22 protein-coding genes are annotated in these 24,222 nt (G+C 64.0%); 14 read left to right on the plus strand and 8 right to left on the minus strand.

Translation table 11 applies throughout. The features are described from left to right. Positions 1-122 precede the first annotated feature (122 nt). Together GGR00_RS24525 and GGR00_RS24530 are read right to left on the minus strand one after the other, a co-directional pair. Positions 123-1,046: a bifunctional 5,10-methylenetetrahydrofolate dehydrogenase/5,10-methenyltetrahydrofolate cyclohydrolase gene (locus tag GGR00_RS24525; protein WP_055978099.1), complete on the minus strand. Its 924-nt coding sequence runs from the start codon at positions 1,044-1,046 to the stop codon at positions 123-125. Positions 1,047-1,283: 237 nt separating this feature from the next. Next, positions 1,284-2,078 (minus strand): L,D-transpeptidase, encoded by a 795-nt coding sequence (locus GGR00_RS24530; protein ID WP_184701820.1) that lies wholly within the window; start codon positions 2,076-2,078, stop codon positions 1,284-1,286. A 205-nt stretch (positions 2,079-2,283) separates the two neighbouring features. Here GGR00_RS24530 and GGR00_RS24535 point away from each other — a divergent pair, with 205 nt between their 5' ends. Then, the gene (locus GGR00_RS24535; protein WP_184701822.1) at positions 2,284-2,922 is read left to right on the plus strand and encodes a DNA-3-methyladenine glycosylase I; all 639 of its coding nucleotides are present in this window, start codon (positions 2,284-2,286) and stop codon (positions 2,920-2,922) included. A gap of 186 nt (positions 2,923-3,108) precedes the next feature. Here GGR00_RS24535 and GGR00_RS24540 read toward each other — a convergent pair whose 3' ends face one another. Then, the gene (locus tag GGR00_RS24540; protein ID WP_246441622.1) at positions 3,109-3,537 is read right to left on the minus strand and encodes a hypothetical protein; all 429 of its coding nucleotides are present in this window, start codon (positions 3,535-3,537) and stop codon (positions 3,109-3,111) included. After that, positions 3,537-3,728 (minus strand): hypothetical protein, encoded by a 192-nt coding sequence (locus GGR00_RS24545; RefSeq protein WP_055978438.1) that lies wholly within the window; start codon positions 3,726-3,728, stop codon positions 3,537-3,539. The genes GGR00_RS24540 and GGR00_RS24545 overlap by 1 nt, the downstream gene beginning before the upstream one ends. A gap of 197 nt (positions 3,729-3,925) precedes the next feature. On the opposite strand from GGR00_RS24545, the gene hisS reads away from it, so the two are divergent. From hisS to hisG, 3 genes are all read left to right on the plus strand, one after another. Further along, positions 3,926-5,443 (plus strand): histidine--tRNA ligase, encoded by a 1,518-nt coding sequence (gene hisS, locus GGR00_RS24550; RefSeq protein ID WP_184701824.1) that lies wholly within the window; start codon positions 3,926-3,928, stop codon positions 5,441-5,443. 168 nt (positions 5,444-5,611) lie between these two features. Further along, on the plus strand, positions 5,612-6,730 hold the full coding sequence (locus GGR00_RS24555; RefSeq protein ID WP_184701826.1) for an ATP phosphoribosyltransferase regulatory subunit: 1,119 nt from the start codon (positions 5,612-5,614) through the stop codon (positions 6,728-6,730). After that, on the plus strand, positions 6,730-7,434 hold the full coding sequence (hisG, locus tag GGR00_RS24560; RefSeq protein ID WP_055978109.1) for an ATP phosphoribosyltransferase: 705 nt from the start codon (positions 6,730-6,732) through the stop codon (positions 7,432-7,434). Before GGR00_RS24555 ends, hisG begins: the two co-directional genes overlap by 1 nt. On the opposite strand, the gene GGR00_RS24565 is transcribed toward hisG, so the two are convergent. After that, on the minus strand, positions 7,400-8,305 hold the full coding sequence (locus GGR00_RS24565) for a hydrogen peroxide-inducible genes activator (RefSeq protein ID WP_055978110.1): 906 nt from the start codon (positions 8,303-8,305) through the stop codon (positions 7,400-7,402). The genes hisG and GGR00_RS24565 overlap by 35 nt on opposite strands. 18 nt (positions 8,306-8,323) lie before the next feature. Between GGR00_RS24565 and GGR00_RS24570 the strand changes: the two genes are divergently transcribed. From GGR00_RS24570 to GGR00_RS24595, 6 genes are all read left to right on the plus strand, one after another. Next, positions 8,324-8,545, plus strand: a complete 222-nt coding sequence (locus tag GGR00_RS24570) for a hypothetical protein (protein WP_184701828.1) — start codon at positions 8,324-8,326, stop codon at positions 8,543-8,545. A 69-nt stretch (positions 8,546-8,614) separates the two neighbouring features. Beyond that, positions 8,615-10,828 carry a catalase/peroxidase HPI gene (katG, locus tag GGR00_RS24575; RefSeq protein ID WP_184701830.1) on the plus strand — a complete coding sequence of 738 codons (2,214 nt, stop codon included), beginning with the start codon at positions 8,615-8,617 and terminating at the stop codon, positions 10,826-10,828. 177 nt (positions 10,829-11,005) lie between these two features. Further along, positions 11,006-12,292, plus strand: coding sequence for an RsmB/NOP family class I SAM-dependent RNA methyltransferase (locus tag GGR00_RS24580; protein WP_184701831.1), 1,287 nt, complete (start codon positions 11,006-11,008; stop codon positions 12,290-12,292). A gap of 96 nt (positions 12,293-12,388) precedes the next feature. Next, the gene (locus GGR00_RS24585; RefSeq protein WP_055978118.1) at positions 12,389-12,841 is read left to right on the plus strand and encodes a TspO/MBR family protein; all 453 of its coding nucleotides are present in this window, start codon (positions 12,389-12,391) and stop codon (positions 12,839-12,841) included. Between the two features lie 72 nt (positions 12,842-12,913). Continuing rightward, positions 12,914-13,372, plus strand: a complete 459-nt coding sequence (locus GGR00_RS24590; protein WP_055978120.1) for a PaaI family thioesterase — start codon at positions 12,914-12,916, stop codon at positions 13,370-13,372. A 3-nt stretch (positions 13,373-13,375) separates the two neighbouring features. Next, on the plus strand, positions 13,376-14,011 hold the full coding sequence (locus tag GGR00_RS24595) for a 5'-methylthioadenosine/S-adenosylhomocysteine nucleosidase (RefSeq protein ID WP_055978122.1): 636 nt from the start codon (positions 13,376-13,378) through the stop codon (positions 14,009-14,011). Here GGR00_RS24595 and GGR00_RS24600 read toward each other — a convergent pair. Beyond that, positions 14,008-14,334, minus strand: a complete 327-nt coding sequence (locus tag GGR00_RS24600; protein ID WP_055978124.1) for a hypothetical protein — start codon at positions 14,332-14,334, stop codon at positions 14,008-14,010. The two genes, GGR00_RS24595 and GGR00_RS24600, sit on opposite strands and share 4 nt — an antisense overlap. A gap of 60 nt (positions 14,335-14,394) precedes the next feature. Between GGR00_RS24600 and GGR00_RS24605 the strand changes: the two genes are divergently transcribed. From GGR00_RS24605 to GGR00_RS24615, 3 genes are all read left to right on the plus strand, one after another. Next, the gene (locus GGR00_RS24605; RefSeq protein ID WP_055978126.1) at positions 14,395-14,853 is read left to right on the plus strand and encodes a MarR family winged helix-turn-helix transcriptional regulator; all 459 of its coding nucleotides are present in this window, start codon (positions 14,395-14,397) and stop codon (positions 14,851-14,853) included. A 97-nt stretch (positions 14,854-14,950) separates the two neighbouring features. Next, positions 14,951-16,513 (plus strand): glutamine-hydrolyzing GMP synthase, encoded by a 1,563-nt coding sequence (gene guaA / locus GGR00_RS24610; RefSeq protein WP_055978128.1) that lies wholly within the window; start codon positions 14,951-14,953, stop codon positions 16,511-16,513. Positions 16,514-16,828: 315 nt separating this feature from the next. Continuing rightward, positions 16,829-18,082: a tyrosine-type recombinase/integrase gene (locus tag GGR00_RS24615; protein ID WP_184701833.1), complete on the plus strand. Its 1,254-nt coding sequence runs from the start codon at positions 16,829-16,831 to the stop codon at positions 18,080-18,082. A gap of 97 nt (positions 18,083-18,179) precedes the next feature. On the opposite strand, the gene GGR00_RS24620 is transcribed toward GGR00_RS24615, so the two are convergent. Together GGR00_RS24620 and GGR00_RS24625 are read right to left on the minus strand one after the other, a co-directional pair. Next, positions 18,180-18,545 carry a helix-turn-helix transcriptional regulator gene (locus GGR00_RS24620; RefSeq protein WP_425488816.1) on the minus strand — a complete coding sequence of 122 codons (366 nt, stop codon included), beginning with the start codon at positions 18,543-18,545 and terminating at the stop codon, positions 18,180-18,182. A 227-nt stretch (positions 18,546-18,772) separates the two neighbouring features. Beyond that, positions 18,773-21,226: an AAA family ATPase gene (locus GGR00_RS24625; protein ID WP_184701835.1), complete on the minus strand. Its 2,454-nt coding sequence runs from the start codon at positions 21,224-21,226 to the stop codon at positions 18,773-18,775. Between the two features lie 646 nt (positions 21,227-21,872). On the opposite strand from GGR00_RS24625, the gene GGR00_RS24630 reads away from it, so the two are divergent. Then, positions 21,873-24,212: a Z1 domain-containing protein gene (locus GGR00_RS24630; protein ID WP_184701837.1), complete on the plus strand. Its 2,340-nt coding sequence runs from the start codon at positions 21,873-21,875 to the stop codon at positions 24,210-24,212. The last annotated feature ends 10 nt before the right edge of the window (positions 24,213-24,222 follow it).

The following is a 24,222-nucleotide window of genomic DNA, read 5'->3' on the forward strand; positions in this document are numbered from 1 at the left end:
CGGTGGCGCTTTTTGTGCGCGGCGGGGGGGGCCCCGGGGGGCCCCCCCGGGTTGCGCTCGGGGCTTCGGCCCGTGGGCGGGGGCGGGCCGGGGGCGCGCGGGGTGGCGGCCGCCCCACGATTCTATTCCGCTGCCAGCGTTGCTTCCGCCGTGCCGAAGGTGGCGCGATAGACCGCGCGCTGGCGGTTGAGCGCCACCATCGTGTTGCGCAGCAGGATCGCCACCGTCACCGGGCCGACGCCGCCTGGAACCGGGGTGATCCACGACGCCACTTCCTTGACCGATTCGGTGTCGACGTCGCCGACGATGCGGCTGGACCCGTCCGGCAGCGTTTCGGCGTTGATGCCGATGTCGATGACGGCGGCCCCTGGCTTGACCATGTCGGCCTTGATCAGTCGCGGCTTGCCCACCGCCACGAACAGCGCGTCGGCCCGGCGCGCATGCGCCGCCAGCGAGCGTGTCATGTGGTGGCAGACCGTCACTGTCGCGCCTTCGCTCATCAACAGGAACGCGATCGGCTTGCCGACGATCTCGGAATGGCCGACGACCACCACTTCCAGGCCCTTCAGGTCGAGCCCGGTGGCCTTCAGCAGTTCGACCGAGGCAGCCGCCGTGCAGGGCGCCAGATCGAGCTGGTTGTAGACGATGTTGCCGATCGAAGACGGGTGCATGCCCTCGACGTCCTTCAGCGGATGCACCGCCGCCTGGATCGCCTTGATCGGGATATGCGCCGGCACCGGCCGCTGGATGATGATGCCGGTGATGCGCGGGTCGGCGTTCATGCCGTGGATGGCCGCTTCGAGCTCGCCTGCCGTCAGTTCGGCCGGGAAGGGGCGTTCTTCGAAGTCGATGCCGGCCAGTTCCGCCTTGGCGCGCTGGTTGCGGACATAGACGTCGACCGCGGCGACGTCGCCGACGGTGATCGAAACGAGTTTCGGGCGGAAGCCTTCTTCGGTTGCCTTTTGCGCGGCAGCGCGCACTTCGGCGATGATGCGGGCGGCCACGGGGCCGCCTTTCAGGTAGCGGTTGTCGTCGAGCGGCGGCATTCTTCATCCTTCGGCGGTCGTCGACCCAGGATGCCCCCGGATACGTCCGTACGCCTGGGATGGAATGGGTCGATCAGGTCAATTTTCATCCATGATAAACATTTTTTCCCAAGAGATCGAGCCGGAGAAGGCCGTTTCGCTGCCGAAAAGCGAAAAGGGCAGCGCGATCTTCCGCCGCGCCGCCCCTTTGCTCGGGAACCAGGCCTTTCGGCCCGGCTCCGCCCCCGTAACCGGAAATTACCTGACGACGACCTTGGTGCCGACCGGAACCCGCTCGTAGAGGTCCATCACATCCTCGTTGCGCATGCGGATGCAGCCTGACGACACCGCGCCGCCGATGGTCCAGGGCTGGTTGGTGCCGTGGATGCGGTAGAGCGTCGAACCGAGATAGAGTGCGCGAGCGCCGAGCGGGTTTTCCGGCCCGCCGACCATCATCGCCGGCAGCACGCGGCCCTTGGCCCGTTCGCGCGCGATCATCTCCGCCGGCGGACGCCAGTCCGGCCATTCGCGCTTGGAACTCACCTTGTGCGTGCCCGACCATTCGAAGCCCGGCTTGCCGGTGCCGACGCCGTAGCGCCGCGCCTCGCCGTCCGCCTGCACCAGATAGAGGAAATTCTCGGTCGTATCGATGATGATCGTGCCGGCCTTCTCGCCGCCGTCATAGGCGACCGTCTGCGGCAGGTAGATCGGGTTTATCTGCGGCTTGACCGTACGCTTTTCCGGCGCGCGCAGCGCTGCCGTCTGCACCTGGGCGGCCTTGGGCTGGCGCGGCTGGACGCTGCGCTGCTGGTGCGCGCTGCGCTGCTGGACCTTGGGCGCTGCCTGCCTTGCGCGCGGCTGGACGGCCTGGCGCCGCTGCTGCCGCGGCATCGCCTCGTTCGGGTTGCGGCCGAGTTGCAGCACCCAGGGTGCCGACAGGTCGGGGCTCACCACCACCGGCGGCCGTTCGGCATAGCGGTCATAGGCAAGGGCCGGCGAGGCCAGTTCGGCCAGTAGTGCCGCCGTCGCCAAAAGCATCAGACGTTTCTTCATGGACGCACTCTCAACACGTTCGTCGCTGCGGGGGAATCTCCCCGGTTTGGCGACATGTTGTCCGCGCCCCGCCACCGAAACGTGAATCGGGTTGCTTAAAATGCGAGATTGTCAGGAAAGCTTTTGGTGTGGTTACCGGCTCGTTCAGGAGTCTGGTAAAGCACGGGTAAATCGGCGCTTCTCGCTGTTAACGAATGGATTTCAGATGGAACAGAAAAAGACGGGCCTGGTGCTGGGCGCCGACGGGGCGACACGCTGCTTCTGGCCGGGAGTGCTGCCAGACTACCTGCATTATCACGACAACGAGTGGGGCCGGCCGGTCGCCGACGAGCACCGCCTGTTCGAGAAGATCTGCCTGGAGGGTTTCCAGTCCGGCCTGTCGTGGCTGACGATCCTGCGCAAGCGCGACAATTTCCGCGCCGCGTTCTCCGGCTTCGACTTCGACAAGGTCGCCGAATATGGCGAGACCGACATCGAGCGGCTGCTCGGCAATCCCGGCATCGTCCGCCACCGCGGCAAGATCGTCTCGACCATCAACAACGCCCGCCGCGCCCGGACGCTTGCCGACGAGGCCGGCTCGCTCGCCGCCTGGTTCTGGAAATTCGAGCCGGGCGCCGACGAGCGGCCCAAGGTGGTCGACTATCCCACCCTGGTCGCCAACCCGACGACGCCGACCTCGACGCGGATATCGAAGGAGCTGAAGAAGCGTGGCTGGACCTTCGTCGGCCCGACCACCGTCTACGCCTTCATGCAGGCGATGGGCCTGGTCAACGACCACATCGAAGGCTGCATGTGCCGCGGCAAGATCGAGGCCGAGCGCAAGGCGTTCAAGCGGCCAGGGTGAGGGCGCGCTCTTGCCTTCTCCTCTTGTGGGAGAAGGTGCCCCGAAGGGGCGGATGAGGGGTGTTGGCCGGAGTGAGAGAGTCGAGGACGAGCGTTGTAGAAGGAAGTTCGGCAGCACCGCACTCCGTGCAGCACCCCTGATCCGACCTCGCTTTGCTCACCACCTCTCCCGCAAGGGGAGAAGGTACTACCGCTCATACCGTCCCTTGTACCCGCTGCCGGCGATATCCCACACCAGGCTGCGGCCCGACACCGTCAGCACCAGCCCGCCGAAGCCGCGATCCTCCGGCGTATGCCGCCGCGAGGCAGCGCTCCGCCCTGATGGGATCACCTCGACGGTTCCGCCGCGCCTCACCCAGCAGCCCTTGCCGTACTGGTCGTTGGCGCCGTAGGCGAGCATGAATTCGAAGCCGTCGTCGGGCCGCAGCAGCAGCTCCGAGCCGACCTCCATCACCCCGTTGAGGTAATAGTGCCCGGCGAGCTTTGCATCGCTGGGCTTGCAACTGCCCCCGGCCAATGTTCCGCCGCTGGTGGTGCAGGCGGCAAGAGCCAGCGCAGCCATGGCCGCAAGGGGCACGATCGTCTTCGGCGTTGCTTTCGCGCGGCGCATCGGCATCAGGCGCTCGTGCCCGACAACAGCAGGCTCGCCGCGATGGCGCCCACCGTCGCCAGCGCCGGATACAGCACCAGCACACAGGTCATCAGCGCGTCGCGCGCGGTCGCAGGCTTCTTCGCCTTGGGCTTTTCCGGTCCCGCCGGCCGCAGCCGGACCGTCGTCTCGTCGATTTCTCCAGTGTTGCTGGACATGGCAGTCGTTCCATCGTTCGGTTGCGGCGGCTTATCGGGCGCGGCTGTTTCGGCACGATGTCGGCGCGCAGCCGCTTTGTTTCGGCCTTGCCGCTTGCGGCGCGCGCCAAACGCTTGCCGCTCCATCCCATTTCGGTTACGACACGGCGCGCTGCGCAAGCGGCCAAAATTTCTGGAAAAATTGCGGAATTCTCGACATGGCCGACAAATCGGAAAAGATGAAAGCGCGGCTGCCGCGCGGCTTCGTCGACCGCAGCGCGGACGACATCCGGATCGTCGAGAAGATGATGGCGAAGATCCGCGAGGTCTACGAGCTCTACGGCTTCGAGCCCGTCGACCAGCCGCTGATCGAATACACCGATGCTCTGGGCAAATTCCTGCCCGACCAGGACCGTCCCAATGAGGGCGTCTTCTCGTTCCAGGACGATGACGAGCAGTGGCTGTCGCTGCGCTACGACCTGACCGCGCCGATGGCGCGTTTCGTCGCCGAGAACTTCGAGAAACTGCCCAAGCCCTATCGCAGCTACCGCTCGGGCTGGGTGTTCCGCAACGAGAAGCCCGGCCCCGGCCGCTTCCGCCAGTTCATGCAGTTCGACGCCGACACGGTCGGCACGCCCGGTGTCGCGGCCGATGCCGAGATGACCATGATGATGGCCGACGTGATGGAAGCGCTCAGCATCAAGCGCGGCGACTACGTCATCCGCGTCAACAACCGCAAGGTGCTCGACGGCGTGCTCGAGGCCATCGGCCTCGGCGGCGACGACAACGCCAACCGCCGCCTCACCGTGCTGCGCGCCATCGACAAGCTCGACAAGTTCGGCCCCGACGGCGTCAGGCTGTTGCTCGGCAAGGGGCGCTGGGACGGTGGTGCGGAAGGCGAGGGCGACTTCACCAAGGGTGCTGGGCTCGACGATGCGGCGATTGCCACCGTCATTGCCTTCACCGAGGCAGGCTCGGCCGACGCCGCGATCACAGCGCAAAACCTCCGCGCCATCGTCGCCGGCAATGCCAGGGGCACCGAAGGTGTCGAAGAGCTCGCCCAGATCGGCGCGCTCGCTGCTGCGGCCGGCTATGACGACGGCCGCGTCAAGGTCGACCCGTCCGTCGTGCGCGGCCTCGAATATTACACCGGCCCGGTCTTCGAGGCCGAGCTGCTCGCCGAGATCCCCAATGACGACGGCCAGGTCGTGCGCTTCGGCTCGGTCGGCGGCGGCGGCCGTTACGACGGCCTCGTCTCGCGCTTCCGCGGCGAGCCCGTCCCTGCCACCGGTTTCTCTATCGGCGTCTCGCGCCTGATGACGGCGCTGAAGAACCTCGGCAAGCTCGACACCTCGGACGTCGTCGCCCCCGTGGTCGTGCTGGTCATGGACAAGGACACCGAAAGCCTCGGCCGCTACCAGAAGATGGTCGCCGACCTGCGCCGCGCGGGCGTGCGCGCCGAGATGTATCTCGGCGGCTCCGGCATGAAGGCGCAGATCAAATACGCCGACCGCCGCGGCTCGGGCGTCGTTATCATCCAGGGCGGCGACGAGCGCGCCAATGGCCAGGTTCAGATCAAGGACCTGATCGAGGGCGCCCGCATGTCGGCCGAAATCACTGACAACGCAGAGTGGCGCGCCGCGCGTCCGGCCCAGATCACCGTACCGGAAGCCGATCTCGTCGCCGAGGTGAAGAAGATCCTCGCCGCGCAGGCGGAAGAGCGCAGCCGTGGCTAGCGAATGCATGCAGCTGCTTGCGCTGCCCCTCATCCCCCTGCCGGGACCTTCTCCCCGTGGAACGGGGAGAAGGAGGATGGCCGCAACGCTGACGCCCCCCTCGCCCCGTTTACGGGGAGAGGGTAAGGGTGAGGGGCAGCGCCTCGCTTCCGTGGAGGTCTGTAGGCCATGAACACGCGCTACCCTGCCATCGCATCCGACATCCTCAAGCTCTTCGCCGCGCGCGGCGCCGATGCCGTCGACGTGCCTGTGCTGCAGCCGGCCGATCCCTTCCTCGACATGGCCGGCGAGGACCTGCGCCGCCGCATCTTCCTGACCGAAAGCGAGACCGGGGCGTCGCTTTGCCTGCGCCCGGAATTCACCATTCCGGTCTGCCTCGACCACATCCACACCCAGTCAGGCACGCCGCGCCGCTATTCCTATCTCGGCGAGGTCTTCCGCCAGCGCCGCGAGGGCGGCAACGAGTTCTTCCAGGCCGGCGTCGAGGACCTCGGCGACAAGGACATCGCCGCCGCCGACGCGCGTTCGGTGGCCGATGCGCACGCCTTGCTTTCGCTGTGCCTGCCGGGGCGCGACCTCACCGTCACGCTCGGCGACCAGGCGATCTTCGAGGCGGTGCTGGCAGCACTCGGCCTGCCGCGCGGCTGGCGCATGCGTCTTGCCCGTGCCTTCGGTTCGGCCGAGCAGCTTGCCACCGCCCTTGAGGACCTGGCCGCGCCCACCCGCGGTTCGGCCCTTGCCGAACCCGTCGCCTCGCTCGTCGCCGATGGCGACCACGATGCGCTGGCTGCGCATATTGCCCAGGGCATGGAGCAGGCAGGCCTGTCGCCATCCGCCGGTCGCACGCCCAACGACATCGCCCGCCGCCTGATCGAAAAGGCCGAGCTGCGCAGCGTCCGCCTGTCCAGCGATGCCTTCGAGGCGCTGGAGCGCTTCCTGGCGATCCATGTCTCGCTCGACCAGGCGCCCGCAGCACTCAGCGAGTTCGCCGCCGGCGCCGGGCTCACGCTCGGGGCCGCGCTCGACAATTTCGCCGCCCGTGCCGAGGCGGTCGCCGGCCATGGCCTTGCTGCCGGCTCGGTGCGTTATGACGCCGCCTTCGGCCGCCCGCTCGACTATTACACCGGCCTGGTGTTCGAGATTTCCGGTCCCGATGCCGACCGGCCGCTGGCCGGTGGCGGCCGCTACGACCGGCTGCTGACGCTGCTCGGCGCCGGCAAGCCCATCCCCGGCGTTGGTTTCTCCGTCTGGCTCGACCGCATCGAAGCCTTGAGGGAGGCGCGCTGATGGCCATCTCGATCGCACTTCCCTCCAAGGGCCGGCTCAAGGAGCAGGCGCTCGACGTGCTGGCCAAGGCCGGTTTTGTCGTCAACCTGCCCGACGACGACCGTCGCTACCGCGCTTCGATCGAGGGCAGGGCGGATATCGAGATCGCATTCCTGTCGGCGTCCGAGATCTCCGGCGAGATCGGCCAGGGCAATGTCGATCTCGGCATCACCGGCGAGGACCTGATTCGCGAAAACCTCGCCGATTGGGAAAGCAAGGCCGAGATCGTCGCCCGCCTCGGCTTCGGTCACGCCGATGTCGTCGTCGCCGTGCCCGACATCTGGCTCGATGTTGACACCATGGCCGACCTCGACGACGTTGCCGCAGATTTCCGCCAGCGCCATGGCCGCCGCCTGCGCATAGCCACGAAGTACTGGCGGCTGACGCAGCAGTTCTTTTCCCAGATGCACGGCATCCAGGTCTATCGCATCGTCGAGAGCTTGGGTGCCACCGAAGGTGCGCCGGCTGCCGGCTCGGCCGACGTTATCGTCGACATCACCTCGACCGGCTCGACCCTGCGCGCCAATCACCTCAAGATCCTGTCGGATGGCGTCATCCTGCGCTCGCAGGCTTGCCTGGTGCAGTCGCGCAAGGCGCGCAGCGCAGCCGACGAGGCAACGCTCGCCGGGTTCAATGCTGCAGTAGCGGCTGCAGTCCGCGGATAATCCGCGCCAGTTCCAGGCATTCGTTGTGCCTGGGGCTGTTGCGGCGCCAGGCAAGGCAGATCCGCCGTTCCGGCACCGGTTCGGCAAAGGGCACGATCTTCAGGTCGCGCTGGTCGTGCGCCGGTCCCGCAGCCATCGCCGGTATCAGCGTCACCCCCAGCCCGTGCGCCACCATCTGCAGCAGCGTGGTCAGGCTCGTTGCGCCATAATTGGCCATCGCCACCGGCTTGACGCTGCCGCACACGGCGAGTGCCTGTTCGCGCAGGCAGTGGCCTTCCTCCAGCAGCATCAGCCTTTCCAGGGCCGGGCTTTCCGGCGGCACCGGCGGCGAGACGAAGTCGGGGTCGTCGGCAGGCACGGCAAGGTAGAACCGGTCGGCAAACAACGCCTCGGTCGTCAGCCCCGAATGATCGAGCGGCAGGGCGGCGACGAAGGCGTCGATGCGCCCGTTCAGCGCCTCCTCGACCAGCGAGCCGGTGATCGCCTCGCGCAGTTCCAGCCGGAGCTTGGGATATTCGCGCTTCATGGCCGGCAGGATGTGCGGCAACAGATAGGGCGCCACCGTCGGGATCACGCCCAGCCGCAACCGCCCCTCCATCGGCGGCCTGCCGCGCCGCGCCATGGTCTCGACGTCCCGGATTTCGGCCAGGATTTTCTCGATCCGCGGCTGCAGTTCGAGCGCGTCCTCGGTCATCCGCACCGCCTTGCCGCCGCGTTCGAACAGCGTACAGCCGAGCCGTTCCTCCATCTCGGCGATCTGCGCCGAAAGCGCCGGTTGGCTGACCCCGGCAAACTCGGCCGCCCGGCCGAAATGCAGCATCTGGGCCAGTGCCGCGAAATATTCCATCTGTCGGATTGTCAGCCGTATCATAATCAAAGGTTATCAAGATTGTTTGAAAAGGCAATTTGGCTTTATCAAAATCCGGTCCTAGACTGGAATGGTTCCAATGAAGCGGTGCTGCCGTGCGCTGTTTGGAACGGTCTAGCGATAAAAGCCAAGAGGGAGGCGCAAGCCATGACAACACCGACGATGACCACCAGTGCGGGCACGCCGGTATCGGACGTTCACAACCCAATCACTGCCGGCGAGTGCCGCCTGGCCCTGCTGTAGAGCTGCCAACTCGTCGAGAGGCGGGCGGATGCCCGCAAGCACCTACACGAAGACGTTTCGGAGATAAAAATGGACGCGAAAACTGACGAAAACAGCGCCGGCAAATGCCCGGTCGCACACTCGACTGCCGGCAGGACCAACCGCGATTGGTGGCCGAATCAGCTCGACCTCAAGGTCCTGCACCAGCACTCCAGCCTGTCCGACCCGATGGGCGAGGCATTCGACTACGCCAAGGAGTTCGAGAGCCTCGACCTCGATGCCGTGAGCGCCGACCTCAAGGCGCTGATGACGGATTCGCAGGATTGGTGGCCGGCCGACTTCGGCCATTACGGCCCGCTCTTCATCCGCATGGCCTGGCACAGCGCCGGCACCTATCGCATCAGTGACGGCCGCGGCGGCGCCGGAGCCGGCCAGCAGCGTTTTGCCCCGCTCAACAGCTGGCCGGACAACGTCAACCTCGACAAGGCCCGCCGCCTGCTGTGGCCGATCAAGCAGAAATACGGCCGCAGGATTTCCTGGGCCGACCTGATGATCCTGGCCGGCAACGTCGCGCTGGAATCGATGGGCTTCAAGACTTTCGGCTTCGCCGGCGGCCGCGCCGACGTCTGGGAACCCGAAGAGGACATCTACTGGGGTTCAGAAGGCAAGTGGCTTGCCGACGAGCGCTACAGCGGCGACCGCGACCTCGCCAATCCGCTGGCAGCGGTACAAATGGGCCTGATCTACGTCAACCCGGAGGGTCCGAACGGCACCCCGGATCCGCTCGCATCGGCGCGCGACATCCGCGAGACCTTCGCCCGCATGGCGATGGATGACGAGGAAACCGTCGCCCTGATCGCCGGCGGCCACACCTTCGGCAAGACCCACGGCATCAGCGATGCGGCGCATGTCGGCGTCGAACCGGAATCGGCCGACATCGAGCAGCAGGGCCTGGGCTGGCACAACAGCTTCGGCACCGGCAAGGGCGGCGACACCATCGGCAGCGGCCTCGAAGTCACCTGGACGACGACGCCGACCAAGTGGAGCAACAACTTCTTCTGGAACCTGCTCGGCTACGAATGGGAGCTGACCAAGAGCCCGGCCGGCGCGCACCAGTGGACGCCCAAGCACAACATGGGCGCCGGCACCGTGCCGGACGCGCATGACAAGTCCAAGCGCCACGCGCCGGCGATGCTGACCTCCGACATCGCGCTGCGCACCGATCCGGCATACGAGAAGATCTCGCGCCGCTTCTTCGAGAACCCGGATCAGTTCGCCGACGCCTTCGGCCGCGCCTGGTTCAAGCTTACCCACCGCGATATGGGCCCGGTTGCACGCTATCTCGGCCCGCTCGTCCCCAAGGAAGAGCTGATCTGGCAGGACGTGATCCCCGCCGTCGACCACGTGCTGGTCAGCGACGCTGACATCGCTGCCCTCAAGGCGAAGGTCCTCGGCTCGGGCCTGACCGTGGCGCAGCTGGTCTCGACCGCCTGGGCCTCGGCCTCGACCTTCCGCGGTTCGGACATGCGCGGCGGTGCCAACGGCGCGCGCATCCGTCTTGCCCCGCAGAAGGACTGGGCCGTCAACCAGCCGGCTCAGCTGGCCTCGGTGCTGGAGAAGCTCGAGGCGATCCAGAAGGAGTTCAACGCTGCGCAGTCCGGCGACAAGAAGGTGTCGTTGGCCGACCTCATCGTCCTCGGCGGTGCCGCCGCCGTCGAAAAGGCCGCCAGGGATGCCGGCAACGACGTGAAGGTGCCGTTCACGCCAGGTCGCATGGATGCCTCGCAGGAGCAGACCGACGTCGAGTCCTTCGCTCCGCTCGAGCCGTCCGCCGACGGCTTCCGCAACTACACCAGCGGCAGGCAGCGCCTGACCGCCGAGGAAAACCTGGTCGACCGGGCCCAGCTCTTGAAGCTGTCGGCACCGGAACTGGCGGTGCTGGTCGGCGGCCTGCGCGTGCTCGGCGCCAATGCCGGCGATTCGGCCCATGGTGTCTTCACCGCCCGTCCCGGAACGCTTTCCAACGACTTCTTCGTCAACCTGCTCGACATGGGCACGGAGTGGAAGGCGACATCCGAAGCCAAGGACGTGTTCGAGGGCCGTGACCGCGCCACCGGCGAGGTCAAGTGGACCGCGACCCGCGTCGACCTGATCTTCGGCTCGCACTCGCAGCTGCGTGCTTTGGCCGAGGTCTATGGCTCGTCCGATGCCGGCGCGAAGTTCACCAGGGACTTCGTGGCGGCATGGGCCAAGGTGATGAACGCCGACCGCTTCGACATCGCGCGGGCAGCCCGCGCGGCCTGACCGGCATCAGCCTCCCATCGACTGCACAGGCGCGGAGCGATCCGCGCCTGTTTTGTTTTGCGGCTGGCCCTTCTGGTGGAAAGTTTTTGCCGTGCGAACCATGGCCGGCGCTTGTGCAATCCGTCCCGGCTGTTTAGCTAGGCCTGATACGGGTCAACCGAAGACGGATCACCGAACATGCGACTTGGCGGAAGGCTGGCTGCAGCCATCGAAGTACTCGACGATATCGAGAGGCGGCATCGTCCTGCCGCGGATGCACTCAAGGACTGGGGCCTTTCCCACCGTTTCGCCGGTGCCGGCGATCGCGCCGCGATCGGCAACATCGTCTACGACGCCTTGCGCCGCAAGCGCTCCGCCGGCTGGATGCTCGGCGACGAGACCTCGCGCGCCCTCGGCTTCGGCGCGCTCCTGCTCGAATGGGACCAGTCGGCCGCGGCCCTCAACCAGACGCTCGACGGCGACAAGTTCGCGCCCGAGCCGCTGAGCCCGGCAGAACTGGCCTCCATTGCCGAGCGCAAGCTCGACGACGCGCCCGACGTCGTCCGCGCCGACAGCCCCGACTGGTGCGCGCCTCTTCTCGAACGCGCATTCGGCGCAGACTGGGTGGAGGAGGGCGCCGCCCTTGCCGCCCGTCCGCCGCTCGACATCCGCGTCAACACGCTGAAGGCCGACCGTGACCGCGTCATAGGCGAGCTCGAGGGCACCCAGGCTTCGCCGATGGCGCTGGCTCCGCACGGTGTCCGCATCCCGCCGATCGACGGCAGCGGCCGCCACCCCAACGTCCAGGCCGAGCCGGCCTTCCAGAAGGGCTGGTTCGAGATCCAGGACGAAGGCTCGCAGCTTGCCGCCGAACTCGCCGGCGCAACGCCCGGCATGCAGGTGCTCGATTTCTGTGCCGGTGCCGGCGGCAAGACGCTGGCGCTGTCGGCCGCCATGGAAAACCGCGGCCAGATCTTCGCCCACGATTCGGAGAAGTCGCGCCTGGCGCCGATGTTCGATCGCCTGCGCCGCTCCGACAACCGCAACGTCCAGGTCGTCACCAAGCCGTCCGAACTGTCGGGCCTCGCCGGCCACATGGACCTGGTGCTGATCGACGCGCCCTGCACCGGCAGCGGCACCTGGCGCCGCCGGCCCGATGCCAAGTGGCGCCTCACCCAGCGGCAGCTCGACGTCCGCAAGGCCGAGCAGTCGGCCATCCTTGACGCCGCCAGCGCCTATGTGAAGCCGGGCGGCCTCATCGTCTACATCACCTGCTCCGTCTTCGACGAGGAAAACGCCGATCAGGTCGACGCCTTCGTGGAGCGCAGCAAGGGTTTCTCCGTCGTCGATCACCGGGCGCTGTGGGCATCGCGCTTTCCCGGCCGCGACGATGCCGTGCGGTTTGGCGGGCAAGGCCTGTCCTTGACCCCCGCCAGAAGCGGCACCGACGGCTTCTACTTCGCCGCCATGCGTCGCAACGGCTGAGCTGCGGCCCACGACGCATCGCTATTGACGAACCGGACTTGTCCTCCAGTTGAAGGTCGGGCGGCATCCAGCCGCCCAGCCGGTTCCGGAGGTTCGATGGCCAGGTTTGTCGTGCTGCTTGCTTTCATCGTGGTCGTGCTCGGCGGCGGTACGCTGATCGGCTACCTCACCTTGCCGGGCGATTGGTATGCCGGCTTGGCCAAGCCTTTCTTCAACCCGCCCAACTGGATTTTCGGACCCGTCTGGTCGGCGCTCTACATTCTCGTCGCCGTCGCCGGCTGGCGCGTCTGGCGGCATGACCCCTGGAGCGCCGCCATGCGCCTGTGGATCGGCCAGCTGGTGCTCAATTTCCTGTGGTCGCCGGTCTTTTTCGGCCTGCAGCAGCCCGGTCTGGCATTGCTCGTCATCGCGGCGCTTTTCTGCGCCATCCTCGGCTTCATGGCGCTCGCCGGCCGCAAGGACAGCGTTGCCGCCTGGCTGTTTGCTCCCTATGCGGCCTGGGTTGCCTTCGCCAGCTTGCTCAATGCCTCGATCTGGTGGCTCAACTGATGTTTGCTCCGCAGCATTTGCAATTGCCTGCATCTGCCGGCCTTGCGATAAGCGAGCCGAGAGGACACCGACATGGCAGCCAAGATCGTACCCACACCCGACTATGACGAACGCGTCAGGGCGTCCTTCGCGCGTCAGAGCGCGATGCGGACCATCGGCGCCGAACTCACGCTCGTCACCCCGGGCATCATCGAGATCGAGATGCCGTTTTCCGATCAGCTGACCCAGCAGCACGGCTTTCTCCACGCCGGCGTCATCTCGACGGCGCTCGATTCCGCCTGTGGCTACGCCGCCTTTTCGCTGTTTCCGGAAAGCACAGGCGTGCTCACCATCGAGTTCAAGGTCAATCTGCTCGCCCCCGGCAAGGGCGAGCGCTTCCTGTTCCGCGGCTCGGTCACCAAGCCCGGCCGCACCATCGTCGTCGCCGACGGTCAGGCCTATGCCATCGCTGCCGACGGCGAGGCCAAGCTGATCGCCACCATGACCGGCACGATGATGGCGATTGCCGGCCGCGAAGGCATAGAGGGATAGGCCATGCCGGGCATGACGCAATTCGCTGGCCGCAACGTGCTGTTCGTCATGGCCGCCGAGGCCGAATACGGCCCGCATCTGCAAAAGCTGTTCACGCCGCTGATGACCGGCGTCGGCCCGGTCGAGGCCGGCGTCAGGGTGGGCGCCGAACTGGCCTTGCTCGCCGCTTCCAACTATCTCCCCGATCTCGTCGTCTGCCTTGGATCCGCCGGCAGCCGCCGGCTTGAACAGACCGAGGTCTACCAGGTGACGTCGGTCTGTTTCCGCGACATGGACGCGACCGCCATGGGCTTCGAGAAGGGGCGGACGCCGTTCCTCGACCTTCCCGCCACCCTGGAGCTGCCGCTGCGCATTCCCGATGTGCGGCAGGCCAGCCTGTCGACGGGCAGCACCATCATTTCGGGCGCCGCCTACGACGCCATCGCGGAAGACATGGTCGACATGGAGACCTTTGCCGTATTGCGCGCCTGCCAGGTCTTCGGCGTGCCGCTCGTCGGCCTGCGCGGCATCTCCGATGGCGCCAGCGACATCAGCCATGTCGACGACTGGACCGAATACCTCCACGTCGTCGACGAGAAGCTGGCCCACGCCGTCCAGCGTCTCGGCGAGGCGATCTCCAGCGGCGAATTGAAGCTCTAGTTTTCTCTGCGCGGCAGGCCCTTGGCATTGCCGAACAGGATGCCGGCGAGCCTCACCCTGGCATCGTTGTCCCGGTTCACATAGCTGACCGATCCTGCCTCGTGGTCGAGCGTCCAGCGCCCGACGGCGCCATTGTCCCAATCGACGACGTAGCCGCCTTCGGCGAGCGCCCAGGTGCCTTGCCGCGTCTCGCCGTCGTCGAGCAGCATGTGCGCCTGGTCGCCGGTTTCGAAATAGACGTACGCCTCCTTGCCGTTGCGATCGAGCACATGGGTCGTGCCCCCAATCAGCACCTTCAGCGAGGCCTGGTCGAGAATTGCCATCTTCGGTTCCTTCCTTTACCAATATAGTCAAGCTTCTTGACGATAGGCGCGATTGGAAAAATGGTCAAGCAACTTGACGAAACTGGTGCGGGCGCATTGCCCGACCACGTCGGCTGGCGCCTGTGGCAGGCGAGCCGTGCCTGGCAGGCCGAGTTTGCCGAGGCGATGCGCGCTGCCGGCCATGGCTGGTTCAGCGAGAGCCGTGCCGGGCTCCTCGGCCACATACCCCGCCGCGGCGCCAAACAGGCGGCGCTGATCGAGCGTGCCGGCATTTCCAAGCAGGCCGTGCAGCAGCTTCTTGACGGCCTGGAGGCCGAGGGCGTGATCGAGCGCGCCGCCGATCCCGGCGACAGGCGCGGCAAGCTGGTCATCTACACCCGCAAGGGGCTTGAAGCGCTCGACGACGGCGACCGCATCAAGCTCGACATCGAGAAGCGTTACCGCGAGCGTTTGGGCGAGGGGCCTTTCGCCGCGTTGATGGCAGCCCTGCGCGGGCTTGCCGAACCGCAGGGCAGGTGATTGGCGCTGGAATGTTGGGCAGCCATTGCACGCGCTGCCTGCCAGCCATGCAATCCAGCCCATTGCACAGACTCGAATCTTTCTTTAAACGCCCGCCATGAAGAACTCCGAGCACCCTGAAACCGTCCTCATCATCGACTTCGGCAGCCAGGTGACGCAGCTCATCGCGCGTCGCGTCCGCGAGGCCGGGGTCTATTCCGAGATCGTTCCCTTCCAGTCGGCCGCCGAGGCCTTCAAGCGGATCAATCCCAAGGCGGTGATCCTCTCCGGCAGCCCGCATTCCACCGTCGACATCGGCAGCCCGCGCGCTCCTGACGCCGTCTTCGAGGCCGGCATCCCGGTGCTCGGCATCTGCTACGGCGAGCAGACCATGTGCGCCCAGCTCGGCGGCAAGGTCGAGGCCGGCCACCATCGCGAGTTCGGCCGCGCCTATCTCGAGATCGAGGACGACAGCGCCCTGTTCGACGGCGTCTGGGCCAAGGGCACCCGTCACCAGGTCTGGATGAGCCACGGCGATCGCGTCACGGCCATCCCCGCCGGTTTCCGCGTCATCGGCACCTCCAGCGGCGCCCCATTTGCGGCGATCGCCGACGAGGCCCGCAATTTCTACGCCGTGCAGTTCCACCCCGAGGTCGTGCACACGCCGGACGGCGCCAAGCTGCTGCGCAACTTCGTCCACAAGATCGCCGGCATCGAGAGCGACTGGACCATGCATGCCTATCGCGCGCATGCGGTCGAGGCGATCCGCCAGCAGGTCGGCGACAAGAAGGTCATCTGCGCGCTTTCGGGCGGCGTCGATTCCTCCGTCGCGGCACTCCTCATCCACGAGGCGGTCGGCGACCAGCTCACCTGCATCCTCGTCGACCACGGCCTGATGCGGCAGAACGAGGCGGCCGACGTCGTCGCCATGTTCCGCGAGCACTACAATTTGCCGCTGATCCTGGTCGATGCCGCCGATCGTTTCATCGGTGCGCTCGAAGGCGAGGCCGACCCGGAGACCAAGCGCAAGACCATCGGCCGCCTGTTCATCGAGGTGTTCGAGGAAGAGGCCAAGAAGCTCGGCGGCGCCGATTTCCTCGCCCAGGGCACGCTCTATCCGGACGTCATCGAGAGCGTCTCCTTCACCGGCGGCCCTTCGGTCACGATCAAGTCGCACCACAATGTCGGCGGACTGCCCGACCGCATGAACATGAAGCTGGTCGAGCCGCTGCGCGAGCTGTTCAAGGACGAGGTCCGCGTGCTCGGACGTGAGCTCGGCCTGCCCGACAGCTTCATCGGCCGCCATCCGTTCCCCGGGCCCGGTCTCGCCATCCGCTGCCCCGGCGGCGTGACGCGCGAAAAGCTCGACATCCTGCGCCAGGCCGACGCCATCTATCTCGACGAGATCCGCAAGGCCGGCCTCTACGACGCTATCTGGCAGGCCTTCGCCGTGCTGCTGCCGGTCCAGACCGTCGGCGTCATGGGCGACGGCCGCACCTACGAGTTCGTCTGCGCGCTGCGCGCGGTGACCTCCGTCGACGGCATGACCGCCGACTTCTACCACTACGACATGAATTTCCTCGGCCAGGCCGCGACCCGCATCATCAACGAAGTCCGCGGCATCAACCGCGTCGTCTACGACGTCACCTCCAAGCCGCCCGGCACGATCGAGTGGGAGTGACCCGGCGTCCTTCAGGGCGTTTCGCGGTCAATCGCTAAACCAACCTATCTCATTGAAAATAAAATAAAAAGGTCTCGCCATCTATCGCGGCCTATCGTCCCAAAGCGCGACCATTTGACGGTATTGCTGACGGTATTTGGATTTTCGTCAACGAGCCGCTTTCCAAATACCGTCAGCGCTGCAACACCAAGCAGCGCGTCGATTTAGAAGCTAACATGCTGATATTGAAGTGAAATAATAATTGGTTGACGGTATTTCGCGTGACGGTAAAAATAGGCCATTCGACGGGGTGCTTGACGTCGAAAGGCCTTTCCGATGCTGACCGATCTCGCTCTTAAGAAGCTGAAACCAAAAGACAAATTGTACAAGCTGTCGGATCGTGACGGTATGTACGTTGTCGTCGCGCCCTCGGGGTTGATTACCTTCCGCTATGACTATCGTCTCAACGATCGCCGCGAGACGTTGACCATCGGGCGCTACGGCCTGGACGGCATTGGCCTGTCCGAAGCCAGAGACCGATGCACGGCTGCGAGGAAGCTGGTGGCCGAAGGGCAATCCCCGGCTCTCGATAAGCAACGCAAGAAGCGGCGCCTGACACCTGCGTCGAGCTTCAAGGAGGTCGGCAGGCGCTGGCTGAAAGAGGCGCGCATGGCCGAGAGCACGCGATCCATGCGGAAGACAATCTTTGACCGCGACATCCTGCCGACATGGAAGAACCGGTTGCTGACCGAAATCACACCCGAGGATGTGCGGACGCTCTGTCACAAGGTGAAGGATCGCGGCGCGCCGGCTACTGCCATCCATGTCCGCGATATCGTCAAACAGGTCTACGGTTTCGCGATTCTCCACGGCGAGAAGATAGGCAACCCGACCGATGACGTAGCCCCCGCCTCGATCGCAACCTTCGTCGCCAGGGACCGCGCGCTCACGCCGACCGAGATCCGCATCATGCTCCAGGAACTGGAGCATGTGCCGACGCTGCCCACCATCCGTCTCGGGTTGAGGCTGATCCTGCTGACAATGGTGCGGAAAAGCGAACTTCTGGAGGCGACCTGGGACGAGGTCGATTTCGAGAATGCGGTGTGGAGCATCCCGAAGGAGCGCATGAAACGCGGCAAGCCCCACAACGTCTATCTGTCGCAGCAGTCGCTCGACATCATGATCGCGCTCAAGACCTGCGCTGCGAACTCGCGCTACGTACTGCCGTCGCGCTACGATGCAGACGAGACGATGTCGAAAGCTACGTTCAACCGCATCACCATGGCCATCATCGAGCGGGCGAAAAAGAAGGGTCTCGCGCTGCAACCGTTCACGGTTCACGATCTGCGCCGGACCGGCTCGACCTTGCTCCACGAGCTTGGCTTCAACAGCGACTGGATCGAGAAGTGCCTCGCTCACGAGGAGCGACGTTCGTCCCGCAGCGTCTACAACAAGGCCGAATATGAGCAGCAGCGACGCCATATGCTGCAGGAGTGGGCGAACATGATCGACGCTTGGGTTGCTGGCCAGAGAAGGACGCCGGTGCTCTATCCACCCTCGATGCATCCGTCAGCTTCGGAGGCCGCGTGATCCGATCCCGGATTGCGAAAAACGGGTTGTCGGCGGGCGCGCCCGACTTAATGTCGTCGGAGGAGCTGCCGCGCGGCGCAGTTTTCCGTGGCTGCAGCTATCCTCGAACCGGCCGTGTTCTGCGCTTGCGCACGTCCGGCGCCGGTGCGCACTTGATCCGCTCGGCATCTGACGCTTGCCGGCGCTCCTCGATCCAGGCTTCGACCTCCGCCAGATCCCAGACCACGCAGCGCGACGTCAGGTAGAAGCGCCGCGGAAATTCGCCGCGCTGCTCCATTTCGTAGATGGTCGTGTCGGCCAGTGGCACGATCATGCGAAGTTCGGGTCGCCGCACGGTTCGCTTCATGGCCGTGCGCAAAGAGGCATAAGAGTCCGACGGCGCGTCGTCGCCATCTGGCGCGGCAAGCTTCTTCTCCCGCGCCTGTTGCGGATTTTGGTTCCCAGCATCCGCTGTTCCGGTCATAGCAATCACCAGATCAAATTGGACCTGGAGCGAATGATGCGGCTCAGCGTCAAAAATGGAAGTCCAATTGCCGACCCAGTCGGCAACGAACTGCTCTGACCTACAAATAGGATACTTGCGCTGCCTGTGTCTCGTCGATGATCTAAGCGCACCGAGGGATCGAGTCAGAGGTCCAATCTGGTCATACTGTCACTAGGTTCTCATTTCGGGGTAGCGTGGCGATCGGGTCACTTCTGTTTCACCTTGAGATTCAGGTTTACGGCAGTACATTGGCAACGTAGAGATTCCGGGCTGCCGCCGCGAGGCGTGACATAAAGCCAAGACTGACAGTCCTTGCAGCGCAGGCACTCCAGCAGTTCCTTGAACGCTGTGACAACAGGCTCGAAATCTTTCTTTCCAAAGTTGGCCCACTCATTGTAGTGCACCGCCTTGTTGACAGCCCATTGCTCGACATTGCTTGCACCGCTCGAACCGGAGAGCGTGGTCTTACGTTCCAACGCTGCTTCCTTTGCGATGACATTGCCCCATGACTGCGCCACATCCGCAGCCTTCCCGTACAGGTCTTTGACGCGCGAGAGGACGCTGGGCAGGAGTTCGCCCAGCTCATAGTTGCCGTCAGCCCGGAAGACTGGACGCGCGCCAAGTTGGTCCGCGAGATGACGTGACGCATACTCCAAGTGATGACGCAGCCCATGAGCGGCCGTCTCGACTTTTCCCTTGGCGAGAGCGGCCGCGATCTCATCCCAGATATCGGCGTTCGACTCGACAAGCGGACCTGTGTCCACCGTCCAGCTATGAAACGCCAGCGAGGTCTTCGCGGTGACAAGCCCGGCCGATCTCATCTGTTCCGCCCAGAGGCGATCGTGGGTTGTGATGATAAATTGCGTGTCGGGAAAGTGCGTCTTCAACAGCTTGCAGAACTGATAGCGATGCCCCGAGTCGACCGACATGACGACATCATCCAGTAGGGCGATGGTGAAGTTCTTTCCAAACATGCGTTTCATCAGGGCGAGGTAGAGACACACCCCCATGCCGTCCTGATGCCCTTCGCTGTGGTAGGCTCCGGGTGGAAAAAGGCCACGCTCATAGAAGTTCACGTCGAAATCGAGCCGCCCTTCGCTCGGCGTCAGCTTCGCGGTGAACTTCACCTCATCGCCCTCGTTGATCAGGCGGTAGAAAGTGCTGAAATCGTCCTGAACAGCCTCATAGAGCGCATTCAACTCGTCTTCCATGGCGCGGCAATAGGTATCGTAGGCCGCCTTCCCAGAGGTGCTGGCAACCTTCGCCGCCTCGTTCTTCCGCATGGCGTCGCGGTAGTCATTAAGCCGGAGCTGCGCTGTCGTGAGGAATGTCTGCGCTTCGATGGCCGCGCTTTGATCAGGCTTCGCCTGAACTTTGGCTTCCAGCTCGGCAAGCTTGGAAGGGAATTCCGTGGGCATTCTGGACCATCCATCCGCCAGGCGATCCTTCAAACCGATCAGCCCATCGAAATTGGAAAGCTGCCCCTTCAGCTGCTGCAGATCCGTTCCCCAAGCGGTTATGAGCTCGGCACAGACAGCATCGCCTTCAGCCTTTGCGATCCTGAGAGCATTTCTGAGCAGGCCCAACAGGGTGTCCGCGTGCTGGGCGATCGCAGCTCCACTCTTGAGGAGAGAGGTCTGAAGCGTGCCTGCATCCTCGGATTTTGCGAGCTTCGCCTTGAGATGACCAAGCAGATGGTCCTCATCCGGCCATGGATGATCGCAAAGCGGGCACTCGGGGCCGTCGACCAGGTCAAGGCCTTTCTCGACCAGTGAACGGCGTTGTAGCGCCCGAAGCAGAGCCGGATCACCTTCGAGCGTCGCGATACCCGCGAGGATGGCAGTGGCATCATCCTTTGCCGAGTCCGCAAGCTTGCCGAGCACATCTGACGTCGCCTTCAGGTCACGCAGCACGGATTGCTTATTGAACTCGGGGAGCTTGTCGGCATCCGACAGGCCCGCATCCAACTGCGTGTCGGATGTCAGCTTTTCAAGTTTCGGAAGGCCGAGCGCTTCGCGCTTTGGATTGACAGCGGCCAGCAGCTCGCTCGCTCCGGAGGTCGCGATTTGCAGGTGGCGCTGCAATGTATCTCGGCTCGACTGAACAAGATTCGATGCGGACTTGTGGGCAGTCTGAAGCTTGTTCTGCGCCGTGTTGAGCGCTGCGCGCGTTTGCCCGATTTCCTCCAGCTTTAGGATCGCTTGGATTTCCTCGGAGCGCTTTGTCGGCTCGACGAGAATGAAACGCAGAATGTCGCGCCGGGCGAGCGTGACTTCAGGATGATCGGCAATTTCGGCGAGCGCTGCCTTCACATCGGAATCGGCCGGCACAATCTTGGGTTTGCTGGGCGCGGAGACTTTCCGCGTGAGCGTTGCCGACTTGCCAAGCGCTGGGATGAAAACCTTCAATTCCACAAAGGCGGCGTCCGGGAACTTGACCTTGTCGACATGAGGGCCGTGCTCTGAAACCGAGAGGCCCTTGGTGCCCCGTCCAGTGAGGCGGCCTATCTCTCCGGTGAGCCCGAATTCGATCGCGTCGATGACACCGCTTTTGCCGGAGCCGTTCGGACCAGAGATCGCGAAGGTCCCTTTCCCAAAGTCGATATCAAGCTTGCGGATTCCACGGACCTCTTCGATGTGGGCGGTTTCGAGTTTAATCACTTCACTTCACCGCCAATCGGGGCCGTAAAGATTTTCACAAAATCATCAGCCTTCGGTTTCTTGGCGTCGGCCAGCAATTTTCGGATTTGTTCGATCTTCTCGGGATCGACTTCCTTGCCTTCCGCGAGCGACGAAAGAAATTACTCTGCAATTTTCGCCTGCAGCGTTGCCATGAGGACTCACTTTTTGACTACAAAGCCCACTTTAATTGTAGCGTAAGGTTAGTTCACAAAAAATGGGATTGGAGGTGGTCAATCGCTCTAATCATCCACGGCGCTCGGGCCATCCGTCTGTTGGGAATCAGACCGCCATCGAAGGTCTCCATCGCGTTAGGCGAGGCGTCTCGCTGCGCGAGTCATGCGGCGCACCTTTGGGCACTGCGGTCCAACCGTGGCCTCGGCGGCCCCTGAAGCCATCGGGCTGCGTTTCACGTCCTCGGGATCGATCTCATTGGCATGGGTGAGCGGAAAGCGAACCGATCAGCCCTGTTTGGTTGCCCCGGCGACCCAGACTCATGATGCGGGAAATCTTGCTGAACCACTGGGACGCGATACGAGGCGTACGCACCAGAAAAGGGCGTCACAGGTGTTGACAAATATCATGTGAGTGATACTCACAGTGTGACAAATGCTCACAGGCGGTTGATATGGACAACGATTTAGTAGGCATCAACGAAATCGCGGCGATGGCGGAAGTGACCACTCAAGCCGTGGCCAACTGGCGAGTGCGCTCGTCCGACTTCCCGCAGCCGTTGAAAGAGCTGGCTTCAGGCCCAGTCTTTCGCCGGACACAAATTCGGGCTTGGCTCAAGCGCAACAATCGCAAGCTAGGATCGCTCGGCGCTTCGTCGTCGTACTATGCACGTCTCAAAAGCTTCCGTAATGACGACGATGCACTTTCGGAACGCATTGAGGAAATCGTCACCGAGCTCGAAACCGCGTCGACCACAGGGGACAAGCCGGGCATGCTTCTCGGTAAGATCCAGTCAGGGAAGACACGCGGTTTCGTCGGGGTCATCGCACGCGCCTTCGACCGCGGCTTCGATATGGCCGTCGTGCTGACCAAAGGCACCAAAACGCTCTCGGCCCAGACGGTTCGCCGACTTGAGGCGGACTTCAAGGAATTCATCGAGGACGATGAGTTCCTGGTGGTCGACATCATGAACCTTCCCGGCACCCTGCGCCGCAGCGAGCTGCGCCGGAAAGTCGTGATAGTAGCCAAGAAGCAGGCGCGGAATCTTGACCGCCTCATCGAGTTCATCGACGCTCATGAGGACTTGCATGATCGCAAAGTGCTGCTGGTCGACGACGAGGCCGATCTGGCCAGTGTCCGCTTCGTCCGCAAGACCGGCGATCCGAACATCAATCAAGGCACCATCGCCGATCAGATCGATAAGCTTCGCGACAAAACCCAGGGAATCGCCTTTTTACAGGTTACAGCAACGCCCTACTCTCTCTACCTCCAGCCGGAAGGCTATGACGACGCCACGAACAACAGTTCGAGCTACGTGTTCAAGCCTAAGCGCCCTGCCTTCACTAAGCTCCTGCCGATCCATTCCGGCTACGTCGGCGGAGACGACTATTTTGGCCCCTTCGACACAGATGATCCGCGGTCGAAGCTGATCGTGGAAGTCACCGAGCAGGAACAGGACGCGCTCCGTCGAGCCGACAAGCGACGCATCAGCTCCAACAATGTCCTCGAAAGCGACAATGTCATTGGTTTGCGCCGCGCGATCATCACCTTTGTCGTGGCGGTCGGCGTTCGGCAGTGGCAGCAGCGTGAGGCCGGAGACCGGCCGAAGAAGTACGCGATGGTGATCCACAATGATATCCAGCGCGCTGCCCACGCGTGGCAGGATCAGGTGATCGATTGGATTTTTAGCGCCATTGTCGATGCCGCAGAGAACGATCCCGATCGGTTGCGTCCGCTGTTCGACGGGGCTTTCGACGATCTCGAGACTTCTGTGCTTGCGGACAAGGGACGCATGCCGCCGCGCGACGAAGCTTTCGACGCCTTCATCGATGCCTTGCAGAGCGATGACGTAGTGGTCGAGAAGGTAAACTCCGACACCGACGTCATGGCTTTGCTGGATGCTAATGCCGAGCTCAAACTGCGCACGCCCTACAACATATGGGTTGGTGGCAACATTCTCGATCGCGGCATCACGATCCCGAACCTGATCTCCTTTTATTATGGCCGAAATCCCAAGACGATGCAGGCGGATACAGTGCTCCAGCACTCGCGCATGTACGGCAATCGCGACCGGCGCGATCTGGCTGTCACGCGCTTCTATACCTCGCGTGCCGTCTATGACCGGCTCTACACAATCAATGCCCTTGAGAATTCGCTGCGCAACGCGTTCGAAACCGGTGCTCACGACGCCGGAGTGGTGTTCATCCAGTCGGACGCCGCCCGTCGCGTTCGCCCATGCGCACCGAACAAGATTCTGCTCAGCGATGTGGTCGCTGTGTCACCCAACGACATGCTCCTACCCAGCGACTTTCAGACCAAGGGCGGTGCGGTCATGACGAAGATCCAGACGGAGCTTGATCGGTTGATCAAGCCTGAGTGGCGGAGCATCGACGACTTCGTTTTGGTTGACCGCAAGATCGCCCTGGCCATCATCGACGCCATCCAGCAAAGCATGGAATTTGACACGGTTGAGTTCGAGTGGGACGCGATGCGCGGTCTGATAGACTATTACGCCGATGTGGCGCAGGGCGGCGATGGTAAGATCCTGCTCTGGGTCGAGACGGGAAGGAAACTCTCACGGTCCGGATCGGGCGACAAGTCCGGCCGTTCGATCCTTGGTACCGCGCTCCGCAAAAAAGTGCTGGACGAACCGCGGTCGAAGCCGGCGCTGATCCTGCTCCAGCAGGAAGGCGGCCGAGATCTCGGTTGGACCGCACACAAGTTCTGGTGGCCCCTGTTCGCCGCACCCACCGACGCGGAGCCCTGCGTGTTTGCGACAAAGGTCGCCGCTTAGCTGCCTGATC

It is taken from the genome of Aminobacter aganoensis, assembly GCF_014206975.1.
GTDB classification, from domain to species: domain Bacteria; phylum Pseudomonadota; class Alphaproteobacteria; order Rhizobiales; family Rhizobiaceae; genus Aminobacter; species Aminobacter aganoensis.